Raw genomic sequence first — 13,912 nt, 5'->3', positions numbered from 1 at the left:
TTTTTCCTGAGATAATGGTGTAGTAAAAACGAATAATCAGTTAGACTACTTTGCGTGTTTATTTGTGTATAGTAACACTGACACGTTTTAGCAGTTAATGAGTTATTTTTGTTTCATGAATGTTTTTTGCGTGTGAATTATTTGTAATAAATACGGTTATTTTGTCTCATTTGAGCAAAATAAAATGTAGTGAGAGAGGGACAAACCAAACAGCAGTCGTCAGGCTGATTTTAGTTTGGGGGATCTTTTAGTTTTAAGGTCAATTTTGGTCTTTCTTCTCGATTAACTGGGCAATTGTGGTGCAATACTGCCGTGTTATAAAAAAGAGCAGTTAAGTACCATAAGTAATGAGTAAGCAACGAGTATGTCTACATCAATCCTAGAGTTAGCCCATAACTGGGGCTTTGCTATATTCTTTCTCGGCGCTATTGGTCTTTGCGCTTTCATGTTGACCGCAGGTCATTTCTTAGGTAGCCGCGCCAAAGCCAGAACAAAACACGTTCCCTACGAGTCAGGTATTGACTCTGTCGGTAGTGCTCGTCTTCGTATGTCAGCCAAGTTCTACTTGGTCGCGATGTTTTTCGTGATCTTCGATGTGGAGGCTATGTTCTTATTTGCATGGTCTGTCGCCATCCGCGAAGCGGGATGGGTCGGTTTCATCGAAGCCGCTATTTTTATCTTGGTATTGTTGGCGGGATTATTTTATCTGATCCGCGTTGGTGCACTCGATTGGACTCCAATCCGTTCACGTCGCGCAGTTAAAGGTCCTAGTGAAGTTATTAAAATCAGCAATCGTCATCCGCAGTAAAAAGCGAGGCATTATACAATGGATTATACGCTCACCCGCATAGATCCGAACGGTGAGAACGACCGTTACCCACTGCAAACTCAAGAAATTGTTACTGATCCCCTTGAGCAGCAAGTTGAAAACAGTGTGTATATGGGGAAATTATCTCATGCACTTCATGATGTGGTGAACTGGGGACGTAAAAACTCCCTGTGGCCATACAACTTCGGTCTTTCATGTTGCTATGTAGAAATGGTGACGTCGTTCACGGCTGTTCATGACGTAGCCCGCTTTGGTGCGGAAGTACTGCGTGCTTCTCCTCGTCAAGCCGACTTTATGGTTGTTGCGGGAACTTGTTTTACCAAAATGGCTCCTGTCATCCAGCGCCTTTATGACCAAATGCTTGAACCAAAATGGGTTATCTCCATGGGTTCATGCGCGAACTCAGGTGGGATGTATGACATCTATTCCGTAGTGCAAGGCGTCGACAAATTTATTCCCGTGGATGTGTACATTCCAGGCTGCCCACCACGCCCTGAAGCCTACATGCAGGCTCTCCTTCTATTACAAGAATCCATCGGCAAAGAGCGTCGCCCACTTTCATGGGTTGTCGGTGATCAGGGTGTTTATCGTGCGAATATGCAGTCAGAAAGAGAAAGAAAACACGGTGAACGTATTGCAGTAACCAACCTGCGTACCCCTGACGAAATTTAAGGCTTTTAGCCATACAGCGTAACAGAGCAATGTTGTTGCGAAATAATAAACCTGATCAAGCGTTATGGTGAAGAATGATGACAGATCAGATAGCGCAAGCGAGTCATAATCAGCCAGAATGGCAGACACAAGATCATATTAATGATCCTGTGCTTCTGGAACTGCGCAACCAATTTGGCCCGGATGCCTTTTCAGTTCAAGCAACCCGCACTGGCATGCCAGTGGTTTGGGTACGTCGTGAACAATTACTGGAAATTGTAGATTTCTTACAGAAACTACCTAAACCTTATGTGATGTTGTTCGACTTACACGGAGTCGATGAACGCCAGCGTATTCATCGCCAAGGTCTGCCAGAAGCGGACTTTAGTGTGTTCTACCACATCATTTCCATTGACCGAAACCGCGATATCATGTTGAAAGTGGCTCTTAATGAGAAAGACTTAAACGTGCCATCGGTGGTTTCTTTATTCCCAAATGCCAACTGGTATGAGCGTGAAGTGTGGGACATGTTCGGGATCACCTTCCAAGGTCACCCGAATTTACGTCGCCTACTAATGTCTCCAAGCTGGGAAGGTCACCCGCTGCGTAAAGATTACCCTGCGCGTGCCACGGAATTCGATCCATTTGTTCTGACTAAGCAAAAGCAAGATCTGGAAATGGAAGCATTGACTTTCAAACCAGAAGAGTGGGGCTTAGATCGCGGAAATGAAAACGAAGATTTCATGTTCCTGAACTTGGGTCCAAACCACCCATCTTCTCACGGTGCATTCCGTATCGTGCTGCAATTGGATGGTGAAGAAATTGTTAACTGCGTTCCCGATATCGGCTACCACCACCGTGGTGCAGAGAAAATGGGCGAGCGTCAGTCATGGCATAGCTACATTCCTTATACCGACCGTATCGAATATCTCGGCGGTTGTGTGAATGAAATGCCATATATTCTTGCTGTTGAAAAACTAGCAGGTATCGAAGTACCGGATCGCGTAAAAACTATTCGTGTCATGATGTCTGAACTGTTCCGTATCAACAGCCACCTGCTGTATATCAGTACCTATATTCAAGACGTTGGTGCCATGACACCGGTGTTCTTTGCGTTTACTGATAGACAAAAAGTGTACAACGTCATTGAAGCAATCACCGGTTTCCGTATGCATCCAGCTTGGTTCCGCATCGGTGGGGTTGCTCACGATCTACCGCGCGGCTGGGATAAATTACTGCGTGAATTATTAGACTGGTTACCGAAACGTCTAGAATCCTATGTGACTTCTGCGCTGAAAAACTCCATTTTGAAAGGTCGTTCTATTGGTGTGGCATCTTACACCAAGGAAGAGGCATTAGCGTGGGGCGTGACGGGTGCAGGCTTACGTGCAACGGGTGTGGATTTTGACGTACGTAAAGCACGTCCTTATTCAGGTTATGAAAACTTTGAATTCGACATTCCAATCGCCCATAACGGCGACTGCTATGACCGCGTAATGATCAAAGTGGAAGAGATGCGTCAAAGTATCCGTATTCTTGAGCAATGCCTGAAGAATATGCCAGAAGGTCCATTTAAAGCTGACCATCCACTAACAACGCCGCCGCCGAAAGAGCGCACATTGCAGCATATCGAAACCCTGATCAACCACTTCTTACAAGTGTCTTGGGGCCCGGTAATGCCAGCGAACGAATCATTCCAGATGGTTGAAGCAACCAAAGGGATCAACAGCTACTACCTAACCAGTGACGGCAGCACCATGAGCTACCGTACACGTATTCGTACCCCGAGTTATGCGCACTTGCAGCAAATTCCGGCGACAATCAGAGGTAGCTTGGTTTCTGACTTAATTGTCTATCTGGGTAGTATCGATTTTGTAATGTCGGATGTGGATCGCTAACCATGCATAATGAACAAGATAAACAAGGTCAATGTGGCACCGGCCAATGCGGCTGTAACAGTCAATCTGACGTGGTGAATACCTTCGAACCGCAAGCCAATCACGGTTTTGTTTTAACCGAGCATGAGCGTGCGGAAATTGAAGGGGAAAAACACCACTACGAAGATGCCCGCGCGGCGTCAATTGAAGCGCTGAAAATTGTGCAAAAAAATCGTGGCTGGGTCGAAGATGGCGCTATTCATGCTATCGCTGAGGTTTTAGGCATTCCTGCGAGTGACGTAGAAGGCGTGGCAACATTCTATAGCCAAATTTTCCGTCAACCAGTGGGTCGCCACATTATTCGTTATTGCGACAGCGTTGTTTGCCATATTACGGGCTATCAAGGCTTAGAAGCTGAAATTATTAAACAGCTGAGTATTCGCCCAGGCCAAACCACCGCTGATGGTCGCTTTACGCTGCTGCCAACCTGTTGCTTAGGTAACTGTGACAAGGGGCCAACGATGATGATCGATGAAGATACCCACAGTCATGTGCAGCCTGAAAATATTCAAAAGCTACTGGAGCAGTATCCATGACAAACTTCTCCGCAAACCCTGTGATCCGTACTGCGGAAACTCATCCATTAACTTGGCGTCTGCGCGATGACGCGCAGCCAGTCTGGTTAGATGAGTATCGCAGCAAAAACGGATACAAAGGTGTCGAACGTGCCCTCAAAGGCATGGCTCCTGATGAAGTGGTTAACCTTGTCAAAGACGCCGGACTGAAAGGTCGTGGTGGTGCAGGGTTCTCGACGGGTCTGAAGTGGAGCTTAATGCCGAAAGACGAAAACATGAAACTGCGTTACTTCTTATGTAATGCGGATGAAATGGAGCCGGGCACTTACAAAGACCGTTTACTGATGGAACAACTGCCACACTTATTAGTGGAAGGGATGATCCTCGGGGCTTACGCATTAAAAGCCTACCGTGGTTATATCTTCTTACGTGGTGAGTATGTTGAAGCGGCGAAACATTTACGTCGCGCCATCGAAGAAGCCAAAGCCGCGGGCTTATTAGGTAAAAACATTCTCGGTTCTGGTTTTGATTTTGAGCTATTTGTGCATACCGGGGCTGGTCGTTATATCTGTGGGGAAGAAACCGCACTGATTAACTCCCTTGAAGGCCGTCGTGCAAACCCACGCTCTAAGCCACCATTCCCTGCAAGTTCAGGTGCATGGGGTAAACCGACCTGCGTTAATAACGTCGAAACTATCTGTAACGTGCCTGCAATTCTAGAGCACGGTGACCAGTGGTATATCGATTTAAGTGCGGGCAAGAGTAAAGACGCGGGAACTAAGCTGATGGGCTTCTCAGGACGCGTGAAAAATCCGGGTCTGTGGGAACTGCCATTTGGTACAACGGCGCGCGAAGTTTTAGAAGACTACGCGGGCGGTATGCGTGATGGATTAAAACTCAAAGCATGGCAACCGGGTGGTGCAGGAACTGACTTCCTGACCAACGATCACCTCGATTTACCGATGGATTTCGAAAACATCGCGAAAGCAGGCAGCCGTTTAGGTACAGCGCTGGCGATGGCGGTAGATAACGAAATCAATATGGTTTCTTTAGTACGTAACTTAGAAACCTTCTTCGCCCGTGAATCCTGTGGTTGGTGTACACCGTGCCGTGATGGTCTGCCGTGGAGCGTAAAAATTCTACAGGCACTGGAAAAAGGCGAAGGTCAAGAAGGGGATATCGAAACTCTTGAACAACTTTGCCGTTTCTTAGGACCAGGCAAAACGTTCTGTGCACACGCACCGGGTGCGGTTGAGCCATTACAAAGCGCCATCAAATATTTCCGTGGAGAGTTCGAAGCGGGTATCTCGAAAAAAGATCTGCGCAACATCGTGCAGATTGCCGGGATCCAGCCAAACCTGCTCAAGCAGCGTTGGTAAGCATTTAGCGATTGAGCAACCGCTAAACGAATTTTTGACGAAGAACGTATTTATGTTTAACGCCTGCTAAAGCGGGCCTTTGGGAAGCATGCTGACTATGGCTACGATATATGTAGACGGCAAAGAATATGACGTAAACGGGTCTGAAAACCTGTTACAAGCCTGCTTATCGTTGGGGCTAGATATTCCTTATTTTTGCTGGCATCCGGCGCTGGGAAGCGTTGGCGCTTGCCGCCAGTGTGCGGTGAAGCAGTATCAAAACGCGGATGACACTCGTGGTCGCCTCGTGATGTCTTGTATGACACCAGCAACGGAAGGCACTTACATCTCAATCGATGATGAAGAAGCCAAACAATTCCGTGAAAGTGTTGTTGAATGGCTGATGACCAACCACCCACACGACTGTCCAGTCTGTGAGGAAGGCGGTAACTGCCACTTACAAGATATGACGGTGATGACCGGTCATACCATGCGTAAGTATCGTTTTACAAAACGCACTCACGTAAACCAAGATCTCGGTCCATTCATTAGTCATGAAATGAACCGCTGTATTGCGTGTTACCGTTGCGTTCGTTACTACAAAGATTATGCAGATGGCACCGACTTAGGTGTGTATGGCGCGCATAACTATGTCTACTTTGGTCGTACTGAAGACGGCACGCTGGAAAGTGAATTTTCCGGTAACCTCGTCGAAGTGTGCCCAACAGGGGTATTCACTGACAAAACGCACTCAGAACGCTATAACCGTAAATGGGATATGCAATTTGCACCGGGTATCTGCCAACAGTGCAGCATCGGTTGTAACACCAGCCCAGGTGAGCGTTATGGTGAACTACGCCGTATTGAAAACCGCTATAACGGTTCTGTAAACCATTACTTCCTGTGTGACCGTGGTCGCTTCGGTTATGGTTACGTGAACCGTAAAGACCGTCCTCGCCAAGCGCTGTTAACGAAAGATGGCGTACAGCAGGTGGTTTCGGCGATTGAAGCAATGCAAAGCGGTGCGCAGATCATCAATCAAGCGAAGAAAGTGATTGGTATCGGTTCCCCTCGTGCTAGCGTTGAAAGCAACTATGCACTGCGTGCTTTAGTCGGCGCGGAAAACTTCTATTCTGGTATTTCTAAGGATGAACAGCGTCGCTTAGCGCTGATGCAAAACATCCTGCAAAACGGTGGTGTTTACACTCCAACATTGCGTGAAATCGAAGGCTATGATGCGGTGTTAGTTCTGGGTGAAGATTTGACTCAGACGGGCGCACGTATGGCCTTATCTGTTCGCCAAGCGGTGAAAGGTAAAGCCCGTGAAATGGCAGCGGCACAAAAAGTGGCTGACTGGCAAATCGCAGCGATCCAAAACATTGGTCAACACGCTAAGTACCCACTGTTTATCACTAACGTGGATGATACGCGTTTAGATGATGTCGCGGCTTACAACTATCGTGCACCAGTGGCTGACCAAGCGCGTTTCGGCTTTGCGATTGCTAACATGATCAACGGTGATGCACCAGCGGTGAATGATTTACCGGCTGATGTGAAAGCGAAAGTAGAAACCGTGGCTCAAGCTTTAGCGGGTGCGAAGAAACCCCTGATTATCAGTGGTAGCCATAGCGCTAGCGATGCGATGATCGAAGCCGCAGCTAACGTGGCATTTGCGCTGAAAGCGAAGGGTGCGAACGTCGGTCTGTCTTATGTCGCGTCTCATGCCAACAGCTTTGGTCTTGCGATGATGAACGCATTGCCATTAGAAAATGCTTTCTCGCGCATTGAAGCTAACGAAGCTGATGTGGCTATCGTGATGGAAAATGACCTTTACCGTCATAGCTCCGTGGATGCCGTCAATAGCGCATTAGCGAAATTGAAGCACCTGATTGTGGCAGACCATCAGCACACTGACATCATGGATAAGGCGACATTAGTGCTGCCAGCGGCAAGTTTTGCTGAAGCAGACGGTACGCTTATCAACCAAGAAGGTCGTGCTCAACGCTTCTTCCAAGTCTTTGACCCAACTTACTACGATAACAGCATCGTGATGAACGAAAGCTGGCGCTGGATGCATTCACTGCAAACTGAAACGCAGCAACGTGATGCAGATTGGTCGCAATTAGACCACGTTATTGAAGAGTGTGTGGCTGCACTGCCGCAATTTGCAGGTATTAGAGATACAGCACCGAAAGCCTCTTTCCGTATTCGCGGACAGAAACTGGCGCGTGAACCGCATCGTTACAGCGGTCGTACGTCAATGCTGGCAAATAAATCGGTTCATGAACCGCGCCAACCGCAAGATATTGACTCACCATTTGCATTCTCAATGGAAGGGAATAACCAACCGAAAGCACCACGCCAGCAAATTCCATTTGCATGGGCACCGGGCTGGAACTCACCGCAAGCATGGAACAAATTCCAAGCAGAGGTGGGCGGACACTTATTGTTTGGTGATCCGGGCGTGCGCTTATTCAATTCGACAGAAAGCAAATTGGCGTACTTTACCGAGGTTCCTGCGCCTTACCAAGGCGGCGAAGCACAGTGGGTTGTGGCACCTTACTACCATCTGTTTGGTAGTGATGAGACCTCACAACGTTCTGATGTGATCCAGCAGCGTATGCCAGAGCCTTATATCATGTTGAATGCGCAAGATGCGGCGACACTGGGTCTCAATGCTGGCGTGAAAGCTGAGTTTAGTCATGCAGGTCAAACCTTTAATCTGCCAGTGCGCATTAGTCAGCACCTTGCTGTGGGTCAAATCGGTTTACCTCTGGGTATGCCGGGAATCGCTCCAGTGATGGCGGGCGTGTCAGTGAATAATCTGCGGAGGGGCGCATGATGGATTGGATTTCTCCTGCGGTGATGGAAGTCCTGATTTCCATCCTTAAATCCGTTGTTATCTTGCTGGTTGTCGTGACCTGCGGGGCCTACATGAGTCTCGGCGAGCGCCGTATTCTCGGTCTATTCCAGAACCGTTACGGTCCTAACCGTGTGGGTCCATTTGGAATGGGACAACTGATTGCCGACATGTTCAAAATGCTGTTTAAAGAAGACTGGATCCCAGAGTTTGCGGACAAGAAAATCTTTACGCTTGCGCCGGTTATCGCATTTTGTTCTCTGTTCTTAGCGTTTGCCATTGTGCCAGTCAGCCCGACTTGGCACGTTGCTGACCTGAACATCGGGATCTTATTCTTCCTGATGATGGCAGGTCTGGCAGTGTATGCGGTACTGTTCGCCGGTTGGTCAAGTAACAACAAATACTCCTTATTGGGTGCGATGCGTGCATCGGCTCAAACGGTGAGTTATGAAGTGTTCTTAGGCTTGTCACTGATGGGTGTTGTCGCGCAAGCGGGTTCATTCAACTTAATCGATATCGTGAATTCCCAAGAGGGTATGTGGAACGTGATCCCACAATTCTTTGGTTTCATCACGTTTGCGATTGCGGGTGTCGCGGTCTGTCACCGTCACCCATTTGACCAGCCAGAAGCGGAACAAGAGATTGCCGACGGTTACCACGTGGAATATTCCGGTATGAAATTCGGTCTGTTCTTCGTAGGTGAATATATCGGTATCGTGACCGTATCCGCGCTGATTGTAACGCTGTTCTTTGGTGGTTGGCATGGTCCATTCCTGCCTGCTTTCCTGTGGTTTGCGATTAAAACAGCCTTCTTCATGATGATGTTCATCTTGATCCGTGCTTCATTACCGCGCCCACGTTATGACCAAGTAATGTCCTTCGGCTGGAAAATTTGTCTGCCGCTGACACTGCTTAACCTGCTGGGTACCGCAGCAGTGATTTTATACAACGCTCAGTAAGGGGTGATTGAACCATGACATTAAAAGAGTTATTGGTCGGTTTCGCCACCCAAGTACGCAGTATTTGGATGGTGGGTCTACATGCGTTCGATAAACGGGAAACGCAAATGTACCCAGAAGAGCCGGTTTATCTGCCACCCCGTTACCGTGGGCGTATCGTGCTAACGCGCGATCCTGACGGTGAAGAGCGTTGTGTTGCGTGTAACTTGTGTGCAGTTGCTTGCCCAGTGGGATGTATCTCACTGCAAAAAGCCGAGCACGAAGATGGACGCTGGTATCCCGAATTTTTCCGCGTGAACTTCTCTCGCTGCATTTTCTGTGGTCTATGTGAAGAGGCTTGCCCAACTACGGCAATCCAATTAACGCCAGACTTCGAAATGGCAGATTGGCGTCGTCAGGATCTGGTTTATGAGAAAAACGATCTGTTGATTTCAGGACCGGGTAAATATCCTGATTATAACTTTTACCGTAAATCAGGTATGGCGATCGCAGGTAAAGATAAAGGCGAAGCGGATAACGAAGCGAAACCTATCAACGTCAAAGACCTGTTGCCGTAAGGAGCGATATTCATGGAATTTACATTTTATATCGCCGGTCTAGTTGCTGTTCTAGCAACTTTGAGGGTGATTACTAATACCAACCCAGTACATGCGCTACTGTATCTGGTGGTTTCTCTGTTGGCGCTGTCAATGGTGTTCTTCTCGCTCGGTGCGTATTTTGCTGGAGCATTGGAGATTATCGTTTACGCTGGTGCCATTATGGTTTTGTTTGTTTTCGTGGTGATGATGTTGAACTTAGGTCGCTCAGTACAAGAACAAGAGCGCGCTTGGTTAACACCGAAAACGTGGATTGGTCCCGCAGTGCTATCTGCTGTTTTACTGGGTATTTTAGTGTATGGGATAGCCAGCCTTTCTCACCAAGAAAAAACGGAAGGTGTGATTATCACCGCGAAAGAAGTGGGTATCAGCTTGTTTGGTCCTTACGTCTTAGCCGTTGAATTAGCATCGTTATTGTTACTCGCGGGTCTGGTTGTTGCTTTCCACGTGGGTCGTGACCGTTCAGAAAACAGCGCTGATCTTGTCAGCAACAGCCGTAATGCGGGGGAGAAACAATGATACCTCTTCAACATGGTCTGATTTTAGCGGCAATTATCTTTGTAATGGGACTGAGCTGTCTTGTTATTCGCCGCAACCTGCTTTTCATGCTGATCGGACTGGAAATCATGGTGAACGCAACGGCATTAGCCTTTGTGGTCGCGGGCAGTTTTTGGGGGCAACCAGATGGTCAGATTATGTATATTCTGGCAATCACTCTGGCGGCAGCGGAGGCGAGTATTGGATTGGCGTTGTTACTGCAACTCCATCGTCATCGTCAAAACCTGAACATTGATAAAGTCAGTGAGATGCGCGAATGAACTTACTCTATTTAACGATTCTGTTCCCGCTGTTAGGGTCTGTGCTTCTCGCATTTTCCCGCGGTCGTTGGTCAGAAAATGTATCCGCGATTATCGGTGCAGGCTCAGTCGGTCTGGCCGCGCTAGTCGCATTTTATGCAGGCTCTGAGTTTTTAACTCATGAAGCTGGGTATGTTTATCCACAAATGTTATGGACTTGGATGTCTGTGGGTAATTTCACTATCCCATTTAGCCTATCTCTTGATGGTCTTTCACTGACCATGTTAGGTGTGGTAACGGGTGTGGGCTTCCTTATTCATGTATATGCCTCTTGGTATATGCGTGGCGAGGAAGGTTACTCACGTTTCTTCACTTACACTAACCTGTTTATCGCGAGCATGGTGGTATTAGTGCTGGCCGATAACATGATGCTGATGTATCTCGGTTGGGAAGGGGTAGGGCTGTGCAGTTATCTGTTGATTGGTTTCTATTACACCAACCCAGATAACGGTAAAGCGGCAATGAAAGCCTTTTTCGTGACCCGTATCGGTGACGTGTTCTTGGCGATCGGCATGTTTATTCTGTACAACGAATTGGGCACCTTAAACTTCAGTGAAATGGCACAACGTGCTACTCAGTTATCTCCAGAAGGCTTATCCATGCTGAACTGGGCAACGCTGATGTTATTAGGCGGTGCGGTCGGTAAATCGGCTCAGCTACCATTACAAACATGGTTAGCCGATGCGATGGCGGGTCCAACCCCAGTTTCTGCGCTGATCCACGCCGCAACCATGGTTACCGCCGGTGTGTACTTAATTGCACGTACTCATGGATTATTCTTGTTAACACCAGACATTCTGCATTTAGTGGGTGTTGTGGGGGCGGTAACGCTGCTGTTTGCAGGTTTTGCAGCACTGGTTCAAACGGATATCAAACGTGTTCTTGCTTACTCTACGATGAGCCAGATTGGTTACATGTTCTTGGCTCTGGGCGTACAAGCATGGGATGCGGCAATTTTCCACTTAATGACTCACGCCTTCTTCAAAGCGTTGCTGTTCCTGTCTGCAGGTTCGGTGATCATCGCGTGTCATCACGAGCAGAACATCTTCAAGATGGGTGGGCTGCGTAAGCAAATTCCATTCGTTTATATTGTGATGTTAATCGGTGGTAGTGCATTGGCCGCGTTGCCTCTGTTTACTTCTGGTTTCTACAGTAAAGATGCCATCTTGTGGGGCGCGAAAGTGGATGGGCAAACTGTGCTGTTATGGGCAGGTATCATCGGTGCATTAATGACCGCAATTTATACCTTCCGAATGATTTTCATCGTCTTCCACGGTGAAGCTAAAATCAAAGCACATAAAGTTAAAGGCATCACTCACACTGTACCACTGGCTATTTTGGCTATCCTCGCGACCTTCGTGGGTGCGATGATCCATCAGCCATTAGAGGGCGTATTCCCTGCAAAACCAATGGAAGCTGAAGACGGTAAACTGTTTATCGAAGCTATCTCGGGTGGTTTTGCTATCGCAGGTCTGTTGATTGCGACGTTCCTCTATCTGTTTAGACGCTCTATCGTTGATGCGATTGCGAAAACAGCGATTGGTCGTTTCTTCTCAACGTGGTGGTACCACGCATGGGGCTTCGACTGGTTGTATGATGTAATTTTTGTAAAACCTTTCAAAGGGATTGCATGGTTACTCGAAAGCGATCCGATTAACTCACTGATGAATATCCCTGCACATCTTTCACGTTGGGCAAATAAAGGGCTAGCAGTGAGTGAAAACGGTCAGATCCGTTGGTATGTTGCCTCTCTGGGGCTGGGTGCAGTGCTGATTCTTGCTCTGCTGCTTTTGGTTTAATTAAGGGACACATTGCGCCATGCAATTATATTGGCTAATACTTATTCCCTTTATCGGTGCCCTGCTAAGCTGGCAGGCTGACCGATTCAGTCACCGCGCACCTCGTTGGGTTGCGCTGGGGACAATGGGAATCACGCTTATCCTTGCGGTACTATTTTGGGCGCAAGGGGATTATTCGCTGGTTAACCCGCAAGGTATTCCAGAGTGGCAAAGTACATACTCAACGGAATGGATCCCTGCGCTAGGTATCAATTTTTCGTTAGCGGTTGATGGATTATCGCTGTTGATGGTGGTGTTAACTGCCATCATGGGGGCGTTTTCAATCCTCAGTTCGTGGAGCGAACAGCAAGAGAGCCAAGGAGCTTATCACTTTAACCTGCTATGGATTATTGCAGGTGTGATGGGGATCTTTACGGCGGTTGACCTGTTCTTATTCTTCTTCTTCTGGGAGATGATGTTGATCCCGATGTATTTCCTGATTGCGAATTGGGGGCACAAAGGGTCAGGTAACCGTCAGCATGTTAATGCAGCGACAAAATTCTTTATCTATACGCAAGTCAGCGGTTTGATCATGCTGGTGGCGATTATCGGCTTAGTTATCCTTCACTGGACTGCGTTCAATGAGCTGACATTCGACTATAACGCGTTGCTGGGTACTGAAAGTGCGTTGTCAGGTACGGCTAGCTTCTTGCTGATGCTGGGTTTCTTTATTGCTTTTGCAGTAAAAATGCCATTAGTGCCATTCCATGGGTGGATGGCCGATACCCAAGAACAATCGCCAACGGCGGGTTCTGTCGATATCTCCGGTATCATGCTGAAAACAGCGGCATACGGGTTATTACGTTTTGTACTGCCACTGTTCCCTGAAGCTTCACTGCAATTTACACCAGTGGCAATGACACTGGGCGTAATCAGTATCTTCTACGGTGCATGGCTAGCATTCAAACAGACGGATATTAAACGTTTAGCGGCGTACAGTAGCTTATCCCACATGGGTTTTGTGACTGTGGCTATCTACGCGGCATCGACACTGGCATATCAAGGTGCTGTGGTGCAAATGATCACCAACGGTCTATCGGGTGCGGCACTGATTATTATCAGTGGTCAGCTGTACGAACGTACTCAGACCCGTGATATGCGCATGATGGGTGGATTATGGAAACGCATCAAATGGTTACCGGGTTTATCCCTGTTCTTTGCCGCAGCAACCTTAGGTATGCCGGGCACAGGTAACTTTATCGGCGAATTCATGATCTTCTTCGGTAGCTTCAGCCAATTCACATTAGTCACCTGCATTATGGTGTTTGGTGTGGTGTTTGCCTCTATCTATGCACTATGGATGATGCAGCAGACTTACTACGGAACGCCGAAATCAGAAACTGAATTGAAAGGGCTAACAGCTCGTGAGTTCGGTGTTTTACTGGTTCTGGCGGCTTTATTGGTTATCATTGGTTTCTACCCACAGCCTATCTTAGATACGTCTGCGGGCTCGATGGAAACACTGCATAACCTGTATTCTGCTTCACTTTCAACACAAGGGTAGTAATTCGC

At 47.7% G+C, this 13,912-nt stretch carries 12 protein-coding genes; all 12 read left to right on the top strand.

Features of this window, described 5'->3' with window-relative positions; genetic code table 11:
- The first annotated feature begins 364 nt into the window (after positions 1 to 364).
- Positions 365 to 808 (top strand): NADH-quinone oxidoreductase subunit A, encoded by a 444-nt coding sequence (locus LDO73_RS11245; protein ID WP_224057952.1) that lies wholly within the window; start codon positions 365 to 367, stop codon positions 806 to 808.
- 18 nt (positions 809 to 826) lie between these two features.
- Positions 827 to 1,501, top strand: a complete 675-nt coding sequence (locus tag LDO73_RS11240) for a NuoB/complex I 20 kDa subunit family protein (RefSeq protein WP_004912254.1) — start codon at positions 827 to 829, stop codon at positions 1,499 to 1,501.
- 74 nt (positions 1,502 to 1,575) lie between these two features.
- Positions 1,576 to 3,378: an NADH-quinone oxidoreductase subunit C/D gene (nuoC, locus tag LDO73_RS11235; protein ID WP_181477305.1), complete on the top strand. Its 1,803-nt coding sequence runs from the start codon at positions 1,576 to 1,578 to the stop codon at positions 3,376 to 3,378.
- Between the two features lie 2 nt (positions 3,379 to 3,380).
- Positions 3,381 to 3,953 (top strand): NADH-quinone oxidoreductase subunit NuoE, encoded by a 573-nt coding sequence (gene nuoE / locus LDO73_RS11230; RefSeq protein WP_224057951.1) that lies wholly within the window; start codon positions 3,381 to 3,383, stop codon positions 3,951 to 3,953.
- Positions 3,950 to 5,311: an NADH-quinone oxidoreductase subunit NuoF gene (nuoF, locus tag LDO73_RS11225; protein ID WP_224057950.1), complete on the top strand. Its 1,362-nt coding sequence runs from the start codon at positions 3,950 to 3,952 to the stop codon at positions 5,309 to 5,311. Before nuoE ends, nuoF begins: the two co-directional genes overlap by 4 nt.
- An 88-nt stretch (positions 5,312 to 5,399) precedes the next feature.
- Entirely contained in the window at positions 5,400 to 8,132 is a 2,733-nt protein-coding gene (gene nuoG / locus LDO73_RS11220) for an NADH-quinone oxidoreductase subunit NuoG (protein WP_224057949.1), read from the top strand.
- A complete protein-coding gene (gene nuoH, locus LDO73_RS11215; protein WP_036952747.1) occupies positions 8,132 to 9,109 on the top strand; it encodes an NADH-quinone oxidoreductase subunit NuoH in 978 nt (325 codons plus the stop codon). The genes nuoG and nuoH overlap by 1 nt, the downstream gene beginning before the upstream one ends.
- A 14-nt stretch (positions 9,110 to 9,123) precedes the next feature.
- Positions 9,124 to 9,666: an NADH-quinone oxidoreductase subunit NuoI gene (gene nuoI / locus LDO73_RS11210; RefSeq protein WP_004259834.1), complete on the top strand. Its 543-nt coding sequence runs from the start codon at positions 9,124 to 9,126 to the stop codon at positions 9,664 to 9,666.
- Positions 9,667 to 9,678: 12 nt separating this feature from the next.
- Positions 9,679 to 10,224, top strand: coding sequence for an NADH-quinone oxidoreductase subunit J (nuoJ, locus tag LDO73_RS11205; RefSeq protein ID WP_224057948.1), 546 nt, complete (start codon positions 9,679 to 9,681; stop codon positions 10,222 to 10,224).
- Positions 10,221 to 10,523, top strand: coding sequence for an NADH-quinone oxidoreductase subunit NuoK (gene nuoK / locus LDO73_RS11200; RefSeq protein ID WP_006660292.1), 303 nt, complete (start codon positions 10,221 to 10,223; stop codon positions 10,521 to 10,523). Before nuoJ ends, nuoK begins: the two co-directional genes overlap by 4 nt.
- Positions 10,520 to 12,361, top strand: coding sequence for an NADH-quinone oxidoreductase subunit L (nuoL, locus tag LDO73_RS11195; protein WP_224057947.1), 1,842 nt, complete (start codon positions 10,520 to 10,522; stop codon positions 12,359 to 12,361). The genes nuoK and nuoL overlap by 4 nt, the downstream gene beginning before the upstream one ends.
- 19 nt (positions 12,362 to 12,380) lie before the next feature.
- Entirely contained in the window at positions 12,381 to 13,904 is a 1,524-nt protein-coding gene (gene nuoM, locus LDO73_RS11190) for an NADH-quinone oxidoreductase subunit M (RefSeq protein ID WP_224057946.1), read from the top strand.
- Positions 13,905 to 13,912: the final 8 nt, after the last annotated feature.

The sequence above is a fragment of the Providencia alcalifaciens genome (genome assembly GCF_915403165.1).
Lineage (GTDB): Bacteria > Pseudomonadota > Gammaproteobacteria > Enterobacterales > Enterobacteriaceae > Providencia > Providencia alcalifaciens_C.
The sequence above is the reverse complement of the archived record's forward strand: the minus strand, read 5'-3'. Positions and strand labels throughout refer to the sequence as shown.